This is a genomic window from Chitinophagaceae bacterium, assembly GCA_016699815.1.
GTDB lineage: Bacteria > Bacteroidota > Bacteroidia > Chitinophagales > Chitinophagaceae > Ferruginibacter.
Genome location: CP065012.1, coordinates 2,293,345 through 2,311,280 on the forward strand (window position 1 = coordinate 2,293,345; position 17,936 = coordinate 2,311,280).

The 17,936-nt window shown below is 38.3% G+C and carries 16 protein-coding genes; 11 read left to right on the plus strand and 5 right to left on the minus strand.

All coding sequences use genetic code 11. The features are described from left to right. Window positions 1–7 precede the first annotated feature (7 nt). From IPO46_10290 to IPO46_10310, 5 genes are all read left to right on the plus strand, one after another. Window positions 8–982, plus strand: a complete 975-nt coding sequence (locus IPO46_10290) for a hypothetical protein (protein ID QQS62490.1) — start codon at window positions 8–10, stop codon at window positions 980–982. 135 nt (window positions 983–1,117) lie between these two features. Further along, window positions 1,118–1,480 carry a 50S ribosomal protein L19 gene (gene rplS, locus IPO46_10295; GenBank protein QQS62491.1) on the plus strand — a complete coding sequence of 121 codons (363 nt, stop codon included), beginning with the start codon at window positions 1,118–1,120 and terminating at the stop codon, window positions 1,478–1,480. A 476-nt stretch (window positions 1,481–1,956) separates the two neighbouring features. After that, entirely contained in the window at window positions 1,957–2,154 is a 198-nt protein-coding gene (locus tag IPO46_10300; GenBank protein QQS64376.1) for a twin-arginine translocase TatA/TatE family subunit, read from the plus strand. A gap of 85 nt (window positions 2,155–2,239) precedes the next feature. Beyond that, a complete protein-coding gene (gatA, locus tag IPO46_10305; protein ID QQS64377.1) occupies window positions 2,240–3,682 on the plus strand; it encodes an Asp-tRNA(Asn)/Glu-tRNA(Gln) amidotransferase subunit GatA in 1,443 nt (480 codons plus the stop codon). A 25-nt stretch (window positions 3,683–3,707) separates the two neighbouring features. After that, a complete protein-coding gene (locus IPO46_10310; protein QQS62492.1) occupies window positions 3,708–4,859 on the plus strand; it encodes a lytic transglycosylase domain-containing protein in 1,152 nt (383 codons plus the stop codon). Window positions 4,860–4,898: 39 nt separating this feature from the next. On the opposite strand, the gene IPO46_10315 is transcribed toward IPO46_10310, so the two are convergent. The 5 genes from IPO46_10315 to IPO46_10335 all read right to left on the minus strand — a co-directional run bounded on the left by IPO46_10315 (window position 4,899) and on the right by IPO46_10335 (window position 10,637). After that, window positions 4,899–6,164 (minus strand): anthranilate synthase component I family protein, encoded by a 1,266-nt coding sequence (locus IPO46_10315; GenBank protein QQS64378.1) that lies wholly within the window; start codon window positions 6,162–6,164, stop codon window positions 4,899–4,901. A 27-nt stretch (window positions 6,165–6,191) separates the two neighbouring features. Next, window positions 6,192–6,629 (minus strand): hypothetical protein, encoded by a 438-nt coding sequence (locus IPO46_10320; protein QQS62493.1) that lies wholly within the window; start codon window positions 6,627–6,629, stop codon window positions 6,192–6,194. A gap of 82 nt (window positions 6,630–6,711) precedes the next feature. Further along, window positions 6,712–7,974, minus strand: a complete 1,263-nt coding sequence (locus tag IPO46_10325; GenBank protein QQS62494.1) for an adenylosuccinate synthase — start codon at window positions 7,972–7,974, stop codon at window positions 6,712–6,714. A 74-nt stretch (window positions 7,975–8,048) separates the two neighbouring features. After that, a complete protein-coding gene (clpX, locus tag IPO46_10330; protein QQS62495.1) occupies window positions 8,049–9,290 on the minus strand; it encodes an ATP-dependent Clp protease ATP-binding subunit ClpX in 1,242 nt (413 codons plus the stop codon). 255 nt (window positions 9,291–9,545) lie between these two features. After that, on the minus strand, window positions 9,546–10,637 hold the full coding sequence (locus tag IPO46_10335; GenBank protein ID QQS62496.1) for a hypothetical protein: 1,092 nt from the start codon (window positions 10,635–10,637) through the stop codon (window positions 9,546–9,548). Window positions 10,638–10,817: 180 nt separating this feature from the next. Here IPO46_10335 and IPO46_10340 point away from each other — a divergent pair, with 180 nt between their 5' ends. The 6 genes from IPO46_10340 to IPO46_10365 all read left to right on the plus strand — a co-directional run bounded on the left by IPO46_10340 (window position 10,818) and on the right by IPO46_10365 (window position 17,910). Next, on the plus strand, window positions 10,818–12,221 hold the full coding sequence (locus tag IPO46_10340; protein QQS62497.1) for a tetratricopeptide repeat protein: 1,404 nt from the start codon (window positions 10,818–10,820) through the stop codon (window positions 12,219–12,221). 337 nt (window positions 12,222–12,558) lie between these two features. Further along, a complete protein-coding gene (gene mraZ, locus IPO46_10345) occupies window positions 12,559–13,032 on the plus strand; it encodes a division/cell wall cluster transcriptional repressor MraZ (protein ID QQS62498.1) in 474 nt (157 codons plus the stop codon). A gap of 13 nt (window positions 13,033–13,045) precedes the next feature. Then, window positions 13,046–13,948 carry a 16S rRNA (cytosine(1402)-N(4))-methyltransferase RsmH gene (gene rsmH / locus IPO46_10350; protein ID QQS64379.1) on the plus strand — a complete coding sequence of 301 codons (903 nt, stop codon included), beginning with the start codon at window positions 13,046–13,048 and terminating at the stop codon, window positions 13,946–13,948. Beyond that, complete coding sequence (locus IPO46_10355; protein ID QQS62499.1) at window positions 13,948–14,292, plus strand: hypothetical protein; 345 nt, start codon at window positions 13,948–13,950, stop codon at window positions 14,290–14,292. Before rsmH ends, IPO46_10355 begins: the two co-directional genes overlap by 1 nt. 18 nt (window positions 14,293–14,310) lie before the next feature. Next, window positions 14,311–16,440 (plus strand): transpeptidase family protein, encoded by a 2,130-nt coding sequence (locus IPO46_10360; protein ID QQS62500.1) that lies wholly within the window; start codon window positions 14,311–14,313, stop codon window positions 16,438–16,440. Between the two features lie 6 nt (window positions 16,441–16,446). Next, window positions 16,447–17,910: a UDP-N-acetylmuramoyl-L-alanyl-D-glutamate--2,6-diaminopimelate ligase gene (locus IPO46_10365; GenBank protein ID QQS62501.1), complete on the plus strand. Its 1,464-nt coding sequence runs from the start codon at window positions 16,447–16,449 to the stop codon at window positions 17,908–17,910. The last annotated feature ends 26 nt before the right edge of the window (window positions 17,911–17,936 follow it).

Here is a 17,936-nt window from a genome sequence, read left to right on the forward strand (position 1 = left end):
AGTGATTATGAAAAAAATACAATTTTTAAGCTTTGCAGTTTTACTTTTAACGGCTACCAGCTGTTTGAAAGATTCTGTAAATCAGCCAAACCCTACGCAGGGCGGTAGCGAAAACGAGGTGAAGGGTGTTTATTTTAGTAAGGGTAAAGGCCCTTATTTAGCCGGAGTTAAATCTGCCGTGGAATTGTCTTCTTTACCACAGCCTTTAATGTTTACCGTAGGTTTGGCTGCATCTACTTTACAGGCTTCATCTGTTGATTTTAACATGGCCTTAAGTAATGAAGCTGCCAATAAATTAAGGGATACCTTAATTGCCCAGGGATTAGACCCTGCAAATGTTGAAGTATTGGACCCTTCTTTAATCACCCTTCCTGCATCAGGTACTGTTGATGCCGGTAGTTGGGCTGACTCTGTTGAAGTAATATTAAACACATCTGCCCTTAATGCTGAAAATGTATATGTATTTGCTATAAACCTTACCGGAGCGAGCAATGGTTTCCAGGCTGCTACCGGAGGTTTGGGTACACTTGCTTTTCAGCTTTCTGTAAAAAACAGGCTCGATGGTGTGTATTCAATTAGAGGTCACCACAACAGGGCTCCTTATGATTTGAGTTACCAGGATGTAGCTGGAGACCCTTCAGAATTACTGATGGATATGATTACAACCGGCCCTAATTCTGTAGTATATTATTGGCAAGCAGGCGGTGATTTCGGTCATCCCATCGGTTTAACTTCAGGTTTATCATGGTATGGAGATTTTGCACCAGAAATTACCTTTAATGTTGATAATGATATGGTAAGCGTTGTAAACTTTGTTGCTCCTGGAAGCCCTGTAATGGGTGTGTTCAACAATCCAAGTTATAACACTTTCCCAAGCAGGTTCGATCCATCTGACCATAGCATTTACGCTTGTTTTAACTACAATAACAACCCGCTTCGTGGGTTCTACGATACGTTAACTTATATCGGCCCAAGACCGTAATTGTTTGTAATAGTTTATTTTGAAAGGCTACTTTTCGGTAGCCTTTCTTTTTTGGTAAAGCAGTGATATTTTAAGGGAATTACTTAAAAAGTTCAATTTCTTTTCCTTACCTTTGCCGTCCTAAATTTTACGGAAATGAATGCAGTTCAGTTTGTACACGACCAGCTAACCAATAAGGCCAAATTACCCACTTTTAAAGCGGGTGATAATATTACAGTAAACTATAAAATTGTTGAAGGCAATAAAGAACGTATCCAAAGCTTTAAAGGAGATGTAATAAAACGACAGGGAAATGGAGCAACCGCTTCTTTTACCGTGCGTAAAATAAGTGATGGTATAGGTGTAGAACGCCTTTTCCCCATCTTTTCGCCAAATATAGATAGTATTGTTTTGAATAAAACCGGCCGTGTTCGCCGTTCTAAGCTCTACTTTTTGCGTGAAAGAAGCGGTAAAAGTGCACGTATTAAAGAAAAAAGGATAGTGACTACAGTAAAATAACGGTTTGCATGTAGTAGAAAATACTAAAAAGGGAATATTGTTAAATGTTCCCTTTTTTTATGAACAAATATTTTGATTTTAGGGGCTTGGAAAGTATATTTATAGCCTATTAAATTTATTACCTCACTTAATTTATTCTTATAGCAATACTTTACATCCCCAAAGTTTACGGTATTATTTAACCTTAAAACTTAAAAAACAATGCGTTGGATTAAAGTATTAGGATTTGTAGCATTTATTGCTTTTTTGGTAAGTTCTTGTGCTCGTGGTATATCCACTTACGAAGCAGCAAATGGAAAAGCCAAATGCGGTAAGTATCTTAGGTAGTTTAAAATAATTTTTTTTTCCTGGTTAACGGCTGTTGTTTAAAACAGCTTTTTTTGTGTTTGTTAAAATAAAAATACCTTATTCAATATAGCTGTATCTTTGTTCTTTAAATACTTATAAAAATGTTTACGACAAATTTACTCTGGAGCATGCCGGGAGGCGGTGAGTGGATATTTATTTTAATTGCCATATTATTGCTTTTTGGCGGCCGGAAAATTCCTGAATTAATGCGGGGGATTGGCCGTGGGATGAGGGAATTTAGTGATGCAAAAAATAATGTGAAAAACGAAATTGAGGAAGGCATGAAAGAAAAAGATATAAAAAAAGAAGAACAAACGGCCCGCTAATTTTATCCGCTTAAGAAATGGAGCCAAAATGTTTATTCATTTTGGCTTTTTTTTAAAAATCCCGCTCACCGTATTTTACCTCCAAATGTTTGAATTTACCCATATTGAAGCTTACCATACTCAATTACAAAATAAGCAAACTACTTGTATTGCAGCCGTAAGGCATTACTTATCTCAAATTAAGAAGCATAATGAGTTAAATGCCTTTATATCAGTTTTTACAGATGAAGCCCTGGCCAAAGCTGCTGAACTGGATGCAAAAAGAACAGAAGGGCAACCTATTAAAAAACTGCATGGCGTGGTAATAGCCATAAAAGATGTGATATGCTATAAAGGCCATAAGGTATCGGCAGCATCGGCTATGTTAAAAAATTTTGTTTCGCTTTATACGGCAACGGCTTTACAATATTTAATAGATGAAGATGCTATTATTATCGGCAGCACCAATTGCGATGAATTTGCCATGGGCAGCAGTAATGAAAATTCTGCATATGGCAAGGTGTTGAATGCATCAGATAAAACAAAAGTTCCCGGTGGATCATCAGGCGGAAGCGCCGTAGCGGTGCAAGCCAATATGTGTATGCTTAGCCTGGGTAGCGATACCGGCGGAAGTGTAAGGCAGCCTGCAGATTTTTGTGGGGTTATTGGCTTAAAGCCGGGTTATGGGCGGGTTTCCAGGTATGGCCTTATTGCTTATGCTTCTTCCTTTGATCAAATTGGTATTTTTGGAACTACATTACAAGATGTAGCCTTGCTGCTGCAAATTATGAGCAAGCCAGATAAGCAAGACAGTACCATGCTGCAAACAGCTCCTTATAATGAGGTAACCGGAATTAATTTAACTCCCGAAAAAAAATTACGTATTTGTTATTTTCGGGAAGCATTGGAGCATCAAGGCCTGGATGCTGAAATAAAAGAGAAAATACAAAATTATATTTCCAGTTTATCAGATAATGGGTTTCGGGTAGATGAAATATCCTTTGATTTGCTGGATTATATAGTACCCACATATTATGTACTTACCACTGCCGAAGCAAGCAGTAATTTAGGCAGGTACGACGGTATACGCTATGGCTATTCAACAAAAAAACAAACCATAAACCTTGAAGAATTCTATTCCTCGAACCGCTCCGAAGGTTTTGGAATAGAAGTTAAACGCCGCATTATGCTGGGTACATTTGTATTAAGTACGGGCTATTACGATGCATACTTTTCAAAAGCGCAAAAAATAAGGCGCATGCTGGTAGAAAAAATCAATAATGTATTTGATAAGTATGATATAGTAATAATGCCAGTGAGCCCCACAACGGCTTTCCCTATTGGTTGCAACAATAAAAACCCGGTTGCCATGTACCTTGCTGATATTTATACCGTATTTGCCAATCTTACAGGCATTGCCGCTATTGCCTTACCCTTATTTTCACATAGTAATAACCTTCCTTTTGGCCTTCAAATTATGTCAAAAAGCAATAATGAGTTAATTTTGTTAAAGGCTGCCAATGATTTTATGCAGTTGAAAACAAGGTAAAATAGTAAAATAAATTTTTAATTTATTGAGACAGGTATCAGTTTATATTTTATTAATTGCGTTAATGCCTTTTGGGTTAGTAGCACAAAAATCAGATTCCGTTTTACAATCGGAATCTGTAGATAGTACAATAGAAACCGATATAGCCCAAAATGCAATTATTGATGAAATTATTGAGCAAAAAACAGTACCACAAAAAGATAAGGTTCAATATTTCAGCCAGCTTACACGCTATGGGTTTAAAAACCTGTTTAATTCCTTTAGCTATAATCCTTCATTACCCTATTCGTCCCAGGTAAATCCACTGGCAGAAAGCTATATGCAGGGTTACCTGAGGTCTCACAGTAAATCTCTGCTCAAAATGAAAACCTGGGCAACGCCTTATTTTGGGTTTATAGACAATGTTTTTTCGCAGTATGGTTTACCCAGGGAGCTTAAATACCTTGCGGTAATAGAAAGCCATTTAAGTACAGGGGCAACAAGTTGGGTTGGCGCTGCAGGGCCCTGGCAATTTATGCCTTACACCGCTAGGGAATATGGCCTATTGGTTAATGGCGTTTACGATGAGCGCAGGGATTATTTAAAAAGCACACATGCTGCAGCACGCTACCTGCTAAGCCTGTATAAGCAAACCCATGACTGGTTGCTGGTAATTGCCGCTTATAACGGTGGACCAGGAAGGGTTTTTAGTGCCATAAAACGCAGCGGAAGCCGCAATTTTTGGGCACTGCAATATTATCTACCCGAAGAAAGCCGTAACCATGTAAAAAAATTTATAGCTACCCATTACATTATGGAAGGCAATAACCCGCTCAGTTATAATAATGCAGTTGCGGTAATAAATCCTTACGATAATAAGCCCGATATTTCACTCAAAGAAGCAGAAACTGCCGAAACACAAACCATTACCGGCAAATTTAATGCGGTAATAATAGCTAAAAACCTTTCCATGGCAATTACTGAATTTAACCGCTACAACCCTGGTTTTGACCAGCTAATAAGCGCCAATGGCCAGTATGAACTGGTATTGCCGATAGATAAAATGCAAGTATTTAATGCCAATAAATATACGATTCTCAATGAATGCGTTCAATATTTGCTGAGCGATTTTGATGTACCCAATAATAAAACCGTTTACCCGTCTAAGTATAATAAGTACCGGAAAAAAGGGGAGTAACTACCTGTATAAATTTTGATTGTTTGCGAAGAGTTCCGGTTATTGGTTTTCTAATACCTGCTTTATAGCTGCTGCTTTTAATAGGCTTTCTTCGTATTCATTTTCGGCTATACTATTAAAGGTAATGCCTCCGCCGGCAGCATAAGATAGCTTTTGGTTTTCCTCATCATAAAAAATACTCCGGATTACTACGTTAAAATCAAAATTAGATTGTGGGGTAATATAACCAATTGACCCCGAAAATAAACCCCGGCCAATTTCTTCGTATTGATCTATTAGTTCCATTACCCTTTTTTTGGGTGCACCCGTCATGGAACCCATAGGAAAGCATACTTTAATGGCATCGGCCCAATGTATATCAGCAGGTAATTCGCCCTGTATGGTGCTTATCATTTGAAACACCTGTGGAAAAGTATAAATACCACACAATTCTTTTACGGTAACGGAACCAGCCTTGCAAACCCTGCTTAAATCGTTGCGAACCAGGTCCACAATCATCACATTTTCGCTTCTTTCTTTTTGGCTCTCACTTAGTTCAGTTTTATATTGATTATCTAAAACGCAATTTTGGGTATTTCTTTTTGCTGTGCCTTTAATGGGTTGGCAAATTAGTTGGTTACCGGTTTTTTTCAGGAACCTCTCAGGGCTTGCAGCAATACAATATTTTTTATTTAACTTATACAAAGATGCAAATGGATTGGGAGAAACCGAATTTAATTTATGAAAGGTTGCAATAGCGTCTATGCCTGCATTATGGGCAATAAACTGCTGGCAAAAATTAATTTCATAGCAATCACCCCTTTGAATATGGGCTTTTATTTGATTAAGTTTCAAAAGGTATTCCTGCTTATTAAAAACAGGCTCTAATGAAAAATTAGTTTTGGCTTGAAAATTTTCTGTTTTTTCATTGAGTATTTCATCAACTACCTGCCTGGCATTTTTATTGCCTATAACCTGAACCTTATTCCCTGATACTTTTACAATAATTTCGGGTTCAAAAAAATAACCAATTCCAAAGTTTATAAAGGGAGGATGCCGTGTAACTAAATTTTCCAGGCTGTTTTTAAGGTCGTACCCCAGGTGCCCAAAAAGCCAGCCAGGCTTTTCATTAAAAAAATCTTTGAGTTGTTGAAACGGGTTTTCGGCCGTTAAATGCAGGTTACGTGTTGCGCCAGCTGCTAACAGGTAATCAAATTCTTTGTTTTGAGATGGGTAACCATTATTATCCAAAAAACAAAAAATGCTAAACCGGTTAGCCCAGTTCAGCAACTTAAGTTTAAACCCTCCGATATCGGTTATGAAAATTTGTGGATGCGTTGGTTTCAAATTATTTTAAAAGTCATCTTCCTCGTCGTCGTAATTGCCGCCTTCATTGTCAAACAAGCCAAATTCTTTAAAGTCATCATCAAGCCCAAGGTCATCGTCTTCTTTACCTTTTTTGGTGGTGCTTTTTTTGGCGGCAGATTTAGGGATGTCAAATTCATCAAAATCCGGATCCCAGTTATCTTCTTCTTCTTTCTTTTCCCATTCATCTTCTACTTCTTCATCACCGTCATCATCATCGTCATCATCATTTTTCTTTGAAGATTTTTTTCTGGAAGGTTTTGCTTTGGAGGCCGGCTTTACTTCGTCATCTTCCAGGTCAAAATCTTCATCATCTTCCAACTCATCATCCTCTGTATTTTTTACAGGGGTATTTTTCTTGCCTTTTGGTTCAGGCGTACTTTTATTCGTTTCTATTTTTTTACCTTTTTCAGATTTAGGTGCCATAATTAAAATTGGATTAATACTGTAAAATTTTTACGAAATTTTTACTTGGCCAAATATTTTACTGGTTTTTTTTATTTTTTTTTCACACAGCCAGTAATTGATCCCTTCCGGGGCCATTGCTGATGTATTTTATGGGAACACCCAGGTATTGACAAAGATAATCAACATACTTTTTCATAGTGGGAGGAATGGCAGCAAATTGGTTAATTTTGGTAATATCTGTTTTCCATCCTTCAAAAGATTGATAATTGGCAGTTATCTCCAGTTTATTCATTTGAAACGGGATCTTTTGTGTTTCTTCACCATTAATGCTATAGCTCCTGCATACTTTCAATTCATCGAGTCCGTCCAGTATATCGGCTTTTGTCATTACTATTTGGGTTACACCATTTATCATACAGGCAAACTTTAAAGCTACCATATCCATCCAGCCGCAGCGGCGTGGCCTGCCTGTGGTGCTGCCAAATTCGTTTCCGGCATTACGCAGAAAGTTGCCGGTTTCATCGAGCAGTTCTGTAGGGAAAGGCCCTTCGCCCACTCTGGTGCAATAAGCTTTTGTAATGCCAATTACTTCCTTTATTTTTTGAGGGGCAATGCCCAGCCCGGTGCATACACCTGCAGAAATGGTATTGCTGCTGGTTACAAATGGAAAGGTGCCAAAATCCACATCAAGCATACTGCCTTGTGCGCCTTCTGCCAGTACTTTTTTGCCTTCGGCAATTTTTTCATTAATAAAATACTCCCCGTTTACAATTTTAAAGCTCCTTAAAAATTCCAGGGCATCAAAAAATTCTTCTTCCCATGCACTTATGTCTTCATTAAAATTTAGGCTATCCAGCAGGCGCTGGTGCTTGAGCCTTAGTTTAATATATTGCGTAGTAAAATTTTTATCCAGTAAATCGCCCACCCGTAACCCGTTTCTTCCGGTTTTATCCATATACGTTGGGCCAATACCTTTTAAGGTGCTGCCAATTTTTTCTTTTCCTTTTGTGAGTTCGCTGGCTTTATCTAATGCCCTGTGGGTAGGCAGTATTAAATGCGCCCTGTCGCTAATGTAAAGGTTCTTTTTATAATCAATACCAAAACTGGCTACAGCAGCACATTCTTTTTGTAAGGTAATAGCATCAAGCACCACACCATTGCCAATTAAATTTATTTTGTTCTCATGAAATATGCCGCTGGGAATTTGGTGGAGCACTACTTTTTTATCGCCTATATATAGCGTGTGCCCTGCATTTGGGCCTCCCTGAAACCGGGCCACCAATTGATAATCTTTTGCAAAAAAATCTACTATTTTTCCTTTGCCTTCATCGCCCCACTGCATCCCTAATATTACATCTACCATAAATTAAATTGATTGAGGGCCAAAAGTAAATAAAATAACGGGCAATGGATAGAACAATAAAAAGGAAGTTATTTTTATGCTACTTTAAGCATACTTAATTTACTGTTTTTGAATTTTCTTAGTGCATATTCCAGCGTTACATCAAAAGATTTTGTTTTTTCTGATGGTAATTCGTACATGGCATCGGTAAGTATGCTTTCGCAAATACTCCTTAAGCCCCTTGCACCGAGTTTATATTCCAGCGCTTTTTCCACCATAAAATCCAATACGGCCGGCTCAAATTTTAATGCAATACCTTCCAGGTCAAAAAGGCGGGTAAATTGCTTGATGAGTGAGTTTTTGGGTTCAGTTAATATATTGCGTAATGTTGCTGCATCTAATGGGTTAAGGTAGGTTACTACTGGCAACCTGCCCAAAAGTTCGGGTATTAACCCAAAACTTTTTAAATCTACCGCATTTACAAATTGTAATAAATTTTTCTCCCTGTACTCCTGTTCTTCTTTATTAACGTTAAAGCCAATGGAGTGGGTATTTACTCTTCGGGCTATAATTTTATCTATACCGGCAAATGCACCACCGCAAATAAATAAAATATTGCTGGTGTTAATTTTAATTAATTTTTGCTCGGGGTGCTTGCGGCCACCTTGTGGCGGCACCAGCACTTCGGTACCTTCAAGCAACTTTAATAAACCTTGCTGTACGCCTTCACCGCTTACATCCCTGGTAATGGATGGGTTATCGCTTTTGCGGCCTATTTTATCTATTTCATCTATAAATACAATTCCCTTTTCTGCAGAGCTTACATCATAATTGCAGGCTTGTAACAAACGGGTAAGCATGCTTTCCACGTCTTCGCCCACATAGCCTGCTTCTGTAAACACAGTAGCATCTACAATAGCAAAAGGTACATTAAGCATTCGGGCAATGGTTTTTGCCAGTAAGGTTTTACCAGTACCGGTTTCACCCACCATGATAATATTGCTTTTTTCAATCTCTACATCGTTCTCAATTTTTTGATTGAGCCTTTTATAATGGTTGTATACGGCTACGGCCAATATTTTTTTTGCATCATCCTGGCCAATAATATATTCATCCAGAAATTTTTTTATTTCAACAGGTTTTTTTACCGTAAGTTTTCCGGATGAAGGCGTGCTTGCTTTGGATTCAGGCACAATGCCCAGCTCCTGTTCAATAATTTCTGTAGCATGGTCCACACAGTTTTCGCAAATATGCCCATCTTGCCCGGCAATGAGTATTTTTACTTCATCCCTGTTTCTTCCGCAAAATGAACAATGCAACTGTTGCTGACGTGCCATAAAAATAAAAGCAAAGCGGTTGTATATTGGCTTTGCTACTGCAAAGATATAAATAAACTATAAAAAGCTGCATAAATGGGCTTTTTTATTCAGTTTTAATGCAGTTTTGGGGCGTTTTTAAGCCTAATTGGTACAGCGCAGGATTTATTATGGTATTACGCTACTTTTTTAATCGGGTTAATAATGATTATTTTAGTTTTTATTAATCCAGTCTGTTGAATTAAGCAAGAAAAAAGACGAAACCATTTATTTTTCTTAATAAAAGCCGGATACATTTTTTAAATGGGATTGTATATGTGCTTTTAATTGCTTTTTAACCAGGCATCCCATGGTTTTACATTTACTGAAAATATTGTTGTTGTGATGTTCATTTAGCTGCTGCGCTAATAATTTTATTTTATAATTTTCAGAAAGCTCATCTTTTATCATGGTATTAAAAAGCTCCATAAGCCTGTGCCTGCAATCAAAAACCCGGTAGGCAATACTCGTTCTTTCTTCGGTGCGGTATTGTTCTATTACTTCTGTACTCAGGCTGCCGAGGGTTAATTGTACATACTCAAAATTTTCTTTATAAAACTGTGGAAGGTAAAACTTTTTATTGCCTTCATAACATTGCTGGTCAAAATCTATGGCCCTGAAATGGTATTGAAAATCTTCAATATCGGGAATGGCGCTTACCACAAAATTGTAAGAGCGCATATCGCCCAGTAACCGGGCAAAGCAGCGTTCATTGAACTTTACAAATTCTTTGGCAATACGTATTTTATTATGCAATGGGTTATGTAAAAAATGCTCCTGGAACACATCTCCGGGAATACCGGCAATATGCTCTTCTACCAGCGTATTTTTCTGGTATTGAAAAACAATGGCATGTGGCGATAAAAGATGCTCCAGTTCAAGCCCGTAAATCCTTGATGCATCTGCCTGTTTAATATAAAAATGATCGTAATTGCCATTAATGCGGTTAATGATACGGATGCGAAAAGGTGCGCTGTTGCCAAATTCGCAAAAATCTATGCGTTCCACATCAAGGTGTATGCTAAACCTTTCATTGCCTTCGGTTTTTAGCATGGCATAAGTTTGCACCAAACCAGTGCGTAAAAACTCCATTTCTTTAAGGTCGTAATGTACTGTTTCCCAATGGGTAAGTTTTCCGTTTTTATCTTTTAGGGTATCTCTGAAGCGATAATTAAGTAAGTCAGAATATCTCACCGGGAAAATTTTTCCCCTGCCATATTTCTCCAGGTATTTTTGCAATCCTTCGCTTACTGCAAAAAATTCTTTTCGCATTTGCGGCCTGTCTTTTTCGTTGCTCAGCTTTGCATTTACTATATCTGAAAATTGCATACATTAAAGATAAGAAACAGGCTTTAAAAGCCAAATGAATGCATACATATTGCAATAGTTTTATTTGTTGAAAAACTGTTTACAAAACCCCGGTTTATATTCCCTGCCCGCAGTATTAAACGGCTACATTTGTTGCCCGGCACTGGCCAGTTTGTTTTTTTTGATATAAAAATTTTGTATATGAGGCGTAATTTTTTTTTGATACTGTTGATTGTTTTTAGTTTTTCTGTAAAGGCACAGGATATAAAATCACAACCGGTTTCCCGTATTCTTAAAACCGCAACTTCATTGCTGGAAGCACAGCAGTATGAAGCTGCAGAAGAATATTTTAATATCGGGCTAAAAAATGCCAAAGCCAAATTTGATGTTTATTACCAGGCACAGGCTTATGAGGGTTTGGGAAATTTGTATTCTAAAACCGAGCAAAAAAACCTTGCGGTAACCTCTTATGAAAAAGCAATTAAATTATATAAAGCTCAGGGCCTTGAAGTAATTGCCAAAGTGGTGGAAACTCTTTTAAAAAATGTTCAGGGCATTGGCGACATGTATGCAGGTATAGAAATTGGCGCAAGGGGAAATAAAATGAGCGTAATTGAAGTGCGCATGGGTAAAGACGGGGAGAATGAATACCTGCTAAAGCTGGATACCTCTATCAATACCAATGCTGCCGAACTTTCTTACCAAAGCGAAAAGGAAACTTATGATGCCATTGCTGTATTTTACCATATTGCAAAAAATCGTTTTAAAATTTCGCCCAATCATACCCATATTGTTATCAGCAGCGGGCTAAGGCAGGAGTTGGATAAATATAATAAGGTAGAGTATTTTGCCGGCATCGTAAGGCCCAAAAACCTGGATCCAAAAATCATGATAAGTTATGTTACTGCCGACCAGGAATCAGAATTCAGCTTTAGGGGAATTGTGCCTTCAAAAAGCAGGTTAACAGCCGACCACCTTGATGTGGGAGGTGGTAATACCAAGGGAGGATATTTTGATGCAGGTAAAAATTTTATTCCGGTAACTTTTCCGCTGGGTACAAAATCATTTCAAAGGCTTATTGAAAGTAAATTACAGGGAAGCAGCCTGCAGGATTACAAGCAAGCAGCCCAAAAAATTTTGGACGATAGCCTGGGCCGCTTGATTGTATATGAATTTACCAATAAAACAGATTTTAAGTCGAGGGACGTAGTGTATATTTCTGGCGGAATTGTGTGGGCTGTAGCTTCTATGATGTACCCAGAACTGGTGTACGACAATGCCGTGGAATTGAAGAAAGAGGATATTGCTAATTTCCGCAAACAGGTGTTTGAAAATTTTACCAGGCTTTCAAAGCCCGATTTGTCAACACTTGCCGATAGGGACCTGGCAGAGGCTTCACTGAAAAATATAGGACGGGTAGTTAAAACCTACGATCAAAAAGCTTTGCTTGCCGGAGCAATTTGGCTGGATGAATTAATGCAACAGGTAAATACAAGGAACCCTAATAAAAAATTAATCTTCTTCCGCAATTCCTATGTAGGCTGGATTAGCGGCTATATTGTAGATAAAATCAACAAGCAATATTTAGGGCTTGCAAAAAATTAAAAATATCTTTTTTTGCTGTAAGCAATGCAGGCAAAAAGAAAAGTAAGTATAGGAAAACCGGCTGCCAGGCCGGTTTTTTTTATAAAAACGCTGGATAGTTATTTCAATTAAGTTTCTTTTCAAAAACAGTAATCCACAGCAATTCACAGTAATCCACATCAATTCACAATTTAATTCACATTAAAAGGGCTAATAATGGGCAATTTTAGCCTACAATAGCCATTAAGCCTCATAATATTAGCTGTGGATAAAAAATTTTTCCAAAAGGTGGGTAAAAGTGGGTAATAGTGTTATTTTCGTATTGTTATCAGCTTAATAAACCATTATTTATTCTTTCATGATCCAATTTTTGGGTGAATATGAGAGTACTATTGACGCAAAAGGGCGTTTTCTGCTACCGGCAGGTTTCAAGAAGCAGCTTCCTGAAGCCGGTGTGGGCCAGTTTGTAATAAATAGGGGTTTTGAAAAATGCCTCACCCTATATCCCGTACAAAGCTGGCAGCCCATTTTTGAGCAAATAAGTAACCTCAATGATTTCGATCCCAAAGTTAGAGAATTCCGAAGGTATTTTTTTAATGGCGCCACCCAGGTAGAGTTGGATACCGCCGGAAGAATATTGCTTCCCAAAAATTTAGTGGAACATGCTGCGCTTCAAAAAGATATTGTACTGGTAAGCGCATTAAACAAAATTGAAATTTGGGATAAAATGAAATATCAGCAGTTCTTTGATTCATATACAGCAGATTCATTTAGCACGTTGGCAAACGAAGTAATGAATAAGCCTTCTTCACCAGGCATGAATGATAAATAATAATGCAACCGGGATGACGAATGCCTATCATACTACCGTAATGCTGAAAGAGGCGGTAGATGGTATCGTTACCCATGCGGATGGTGTTTATGTGGATTGCACATTTGGCGGCGGCGGGCATAGCAGGGAAATACTGGGCCGGCTTTCTGCAAAAGGAAGGCTTATAGCATTTGACCAGGATGAAGCAGCCAAAAACAATTTGCCCGAGGATGACAGGCTCATTTTTGTGCCGCACAACTTCAGGCATTTGCAACGTTTCCTTAGGCTTTATGCAATGGAAAAAGTAGATGGTATTTTGGCTGACTTGGGCGTATCCAGTCACCAGTTTAATGTTGCAGAAAGGGGCTTTTCCATAAGGTATGATGCAGCATTGGATATGAGAATGGATAAACGGGCAACACTTACGGCAGCCGATATTTTGAAAAACTACCCCGAAGAAAAATTGCACAAGCTCTTTGAACAATATGGGGAAGTAACCAATTCAAAATCGCTGGCAAAAGCAATTGTAGCACAAAGGAGCCTGAAGGATATAGAAACCATCAGCCAGTTTAAAGTTGCGGTGTACGGTTTAGTGAAAGGCAACCCCAATAAATATTTTGCTCAGGTGTTCCAGGCTTTGCGCATTGAGGTAAATGACGAATTGGGGGCTTTAAAAGAATTGCTGGAGCAAAGTGTAGCAATGTTAAACCAGCAAGGAAGGATAGCCGTAATTTCTTTTCACTCGCTGGAAGACAGGCTGGTAAAAAGTTTTTTTAAAAACGGGTCATTTGAAGAACAGGAAGACAACATTTTTGGAATAAAAAAAACCAACCCACTGAAAATAATCACTAAAAAACCGCAGGCACCTACCGAGTACGAAATAAAAAATAACCCAAGATCAAGAAGTGCAAGGCTTAGGATTGCAGAAAAAAAATAATGGCAGAAGAAAAAAAAATAGGAAACACCCATAACCCCAAAACAGACTGGAGGCGCATTTTTAATTACAAATGGATGGTGCAAAATATCCCATTTTTTCTTTTTTTATCGGCATTGGCCGTAGCCTATATCTATAATGGGCATCATTCGGATAAGCTGGTAAGAAAAATTGCGGTTACTGAAAAAAATATTAAAGAGTTAGAGTACGAATATAAGAATGTAAAAAGCCAGGTAATATTCCGGAGCAAGGCAAGCGAATTGATAAAAGCAGTAGAACCACTGGGTTTAAAAGAGTTAATAGCGCCACCAAAGGTGTTGGAAGATTCATCGGGGCCAAATAATTAAAAGCATTTCAAAAAAGGCTTGGAAATTAAAAAAGACATATTATGGAGGGTTTATCTCTGCTTTATAGGCATAGCCTTTTTGGGTTTATGCGTATTGGGCCGAGCCTTTTATGTACAGCAGGCAGAAGGTAGATTTTGGCTGGATGTAAGTAAAAAAGACCACCTAAGGTATTTTCCTGTGGATGCCGAAAGAGGAAGTATTTACAGTGAAGATGGAAATATGCTCAGTACATCTGTACCCATATTTGATGTGTATGTAGACTTTAGCGCAGATGGCCTAAGGGCAAAAGGAGGAAAAAGGTTTAAAGATAATATTGATTCCCTCAGCATTTGCCTTGCCGGGTTATTTAAAGATAAAACCATCCAGCAGTATAAGAAAGAACTTCAAAGAGGATATAAGGAAAGGCTAAGGTATTATTCACTCAAAAAGAAAATTTCCTTTGATGAATATTGTGAGCTTCGAAATTTTCCGTTGGTAAGGTTAGGAAAAAATAAAAGCGGTTTTATTTTAGATCCCAGGGATAAAAGAATTAATCCCTATGTATTATTTGCCAACCGTACCATTGGCCTCTCCAGGGAAAATAGCAAGAGAAATGTAGGATTGGAATTAACTTATGACAGCCTCTTAAGAGGAATTAGCGGACAGCGTTTAATGCGCTATGCTGCAGGAATATATTTACCCGTAGATGGAGCAGACCTTGACCCCGTAAACGGAAAGGATATTGTAACCACACTGGATACATATATACAGGATGTAACACAAAGCGCCTTAATGAAAATGATGCTGGGCAATAATTCTACCCATGGTACTGCCATAGTAATGGAAGTGGCCACAGGAAAAATTAAAGCAATAGCCAACCTTGGTAAGCAGCCGGATGGATCTTATATCGAAGACCTTAATTACGGCATTGGAAGGGCAACAGAGCCGGGCTCAATTTTTAAACTGGCTACTCTTATAAGTTTGCTTGATGATGGTTATGTAACCCAAAATTCTATTGTGGATTGCGAAGGAGGCATTAAAAAATTTTATGGCTTAAGAATTAAAGATTCGCATTTGGGCGAACATGAAATGCCGGTTAAAGAAGCATTTTTCAAAAGTAGTAATGTGGCCTTTGCAAAACTGGCTTACGAATATTACAATAGCCAGCCGGATAAATTTATTGGGCACCTGCAAAAATTCAGGCTCAATCAAATGACAGGTGTGGATATTATTGCTTCAGCGGGAAAGCCCACCATTAAAACACCAAAAAACCGCAGTTGGTCAAAAACCACTATTCCCTTTATGGCACATGGTTACGAAGAGTTGGTAACTCCTTTACACATGCTAATGTTGTATAACGCTGTTGCCAATGGGGGAAAAATGATGAGACCTTACCTTGTACATACCATAAAAGAATATGGGGTTGAAATTAAAAAAATAAACCCGGAAGTGGTTGTCAATAAAATTTGCAGTGAGCAAACCCTTGCGCAGGTAAAAGAATGTTTAAAAGCTGTAGTAGACAGTGCACACGGAACCGGGCATAGGATTTTATTTGATTCCTTGTATTCTATTTCCGGCAAAACCGGTACTGCAGTTTCTGCACTCGATAATAAAGGCTATAATAAAGGCAACAAAATTTACCAGGCTTCTTTTATTGGTTATTTCCCCAGCGAAAGCCCTAAATACTCCATTGCCGTAGTGATACAAAATTCCAGGGAATCAAAATTTATTTATGGAGCCGACGTAGCCGGAAGGGTTTTTAAAGAAATCAGCGACAGGATTTATGGCCGATATATTAATAATAACAAGGCGCTTTTTGCAGGGCTGGTTACAGATAGCTCGGCGTACAAATATTCGGGGATGATGAACGACCTCAATGCTATTTTTAGTTTTATGCACATGAATTACAGTGATTCATCTGTTTCGGGAAAATGGAGAATGGTCAATATGGTTGCGAATAACAGTGGGCTTAAATCGCCGGGTATTAGCGGCTTGCCGGCAAACACAATGCCCGATGTGATGGGAATGGGACTTAAAGATGCCATTTACCTTTTAGAAAACAGGGGTCTTAAAGTGGGCTTTACCGGAAGGGGAAAGGTGATCAGCCAAAGTTTACTGGCCGGTTCATCAGTTTCAAGCGGGCAAAAAATAAACTTAATGCTTAATTAATAAGGCATGTTATTACAGGATTTATTATATAAAACTTCGGTTAATGCTGTAAACGGCAGCACGGCAATTCCTATTAATGCATTGCAAATAGATTCCCGTGCCATTCAAAAAGGAAATTGTTTTATTGCAATAAAAGGTACAGGTGCCGATGGGCATAGTTTTATAAATGCCGCTATTAAAAACGGCGCTTTGGCAATTGTGTGTGAAGAAATGCCGGATAAGCCGGTAAATAATGTAACTTATATACAAGTAAATGATTCAGCAGAAGCCGCAGGAATAATGGCCCACCTGTTTTTTGAAGAGCCCACTTTAAAAATGAAATTAGTTGCTGTTACCGGCACAAATGGAAAAACTACGGTAGCAACTTTACTGTACAAATTATTTTCAGCAACCGGGTTTCACTGTGGGTTAATAAGTACCGTTGAAAATAGAATTGGCAACAATATCATTCCGGCTACGCATACCACACCCGATGCCATTCAATTAAACAGCCTCCTGAAAAGAATGCAAGAAGCCGGCTGTACCTATGTATTTATGGAATGCAGCAGCCATGCCATACAACAAAAAAGAATTGCAGGGCTTGAGTTTACTGGTGCCTTATTCACTAACATAACGCATGACCACCTGGATTACCACAAAACATTTGAAGCCTATATCAACGTAAAAAAATCATGGTTTAATAATCTGCCCGCAACTGCATTTGCCATAAGCAATGCCGATGATAAACGTGGTGCGGTGATGTTGCAAAATACCAGGGCAAAAAAGTATTTCTATAGTTTAAAAACCCTTGCAGACTATAAAGGAAAAATTTTGAGCAACAGCCTTTCTGGCCTGCACATGATGGTGAATGATACCGAAGTATTTTTTAAAATGATTGGCGAGTTTAATGCTTATAATTTACTGGCCGTTTATGGCGCTGCCATTTGCCTCGGCATTGATAAGCAGGAAGCTTTACAGGTTTTAAGCCAGCTTGATGGCGCCGAAGGAAGATTTGAATACCTGGTAAGTAGCAATGAAAAAGTAGTGGGTATTGTGGATTATGCACACACGCCTGATGCATTATTGAACGTATTGGCAACCATTAATAACCTGCGCCATGGAAACGAAAAAATTATTACCGTCGTGGGATGTGGTGGCAACAGAGATAAAACCAAAAGGCCGGTGATGGCAGAAGTTGCCTGTGAACATAGCGATAAAGTAATTTTTACATCAGACAATCCTCGAAAAGAAAATCCAGGGCAAATCATTAAAGAAATGGAAGCCGGAGTACATGCAGGATTAAAAAAAAAATTTATCAGCATAGTAGATAGAAGGGAAGCTATAAAAACGGCAGTGAGTTTAAGTGAAAAAGAAGATATCGTTTTAATTGCCGGTAAAGGCCATGAAAAGTACCAGGATATTGATGGCATTAAACATGATTTCGATGATAAGCAGGTTTTATTGGAAATGTTTACCATGCTGGAAAAATAGTAGCAAAAAGAGTTTAACTCATTATA

Coding starts and splice junctions, on each gene's coding strand:
- rsmH (QQS64379.1), top strand. CDS start 13,046: ATGACGAATGCCTATCATACTACCGTAATGCTGAAAGAGGCGGTAGAT.
- IPO46_10325 (QQS62494.1), bottom strand. CDS start 7,974: ATGGTAGATGTAATATTAGGGATGCAGTGGGGCGATGAAGGCAAAGGA.
- IPO46_10340 (QQS62497.1), top strand. CDS start 10,818: ATGAGGCGTAATTTTTTTTTGATACTGTTGATTGTTTTTAGTTTTTCT.
- IPO46_10355 (QQS62499.1), top strand. CDS start 13,948: ATGGCAGAAGAAAAAAAAATAGGAAACACCCATAACCCCAAAACAGAC.
- clpX (QQS62495.1), bottom strand. CDS start 9,290: ATGGCACGTCAGCAACAGTTGCATTGTTCATTTTGCGGAAGAAACAGG.
- IPO46_10300 (QQS64376.1), top strand. CDS start 1,957: ATGCCGGGAGGCGGTGAGTGGATATTTATTTTAATTGCCATATTATTG.
- gatA (QQS64377.1), top strand. CDS start 2,240: ATGTTTGAATTTACCCATATTGAAGCTTACCATACTCAATTACAAAAT.
- mraZ (QQS62498.1), top strand. CDS start 12,559: ATGATCCAATTTTTGGGTGAATATGAGAGTACTATTGACGCAAAAGGG.
- rplS (QQS62491.1), top strand. CDS start 1,118: ATGAATGCAGTTCAGTTTGTACACGACCAGCTAACCAATAAGGCCAAA.
- IPO46_10335 (QQS62496.1), bottom strand. CDS start 10,637: ATGCAATTTTCAGATATAGTAAATGCAAAGCTGAGCAACGAAAAAGAC.
- IPO46_10320 (QQS62493.1), bottom strand. CDS start 6,629: ATGGCACCTAAATCTGAAAAAGGTAAAAAAATAGAAACGAATAAAAGT.
- IPO46_10290 (QQS62490.1), top strand. CDS start 8: ATGAAAAAAATACAATTTTTAAGCTTTGCAGTTTTACTTTTAACGGCT.
- IPO46_10365 (QQS62501.1), top strand. CDS start 16,447: ATGTTATTACAGGATTTATTATATAAAACTTCGGTTAATGCTGTAAAC.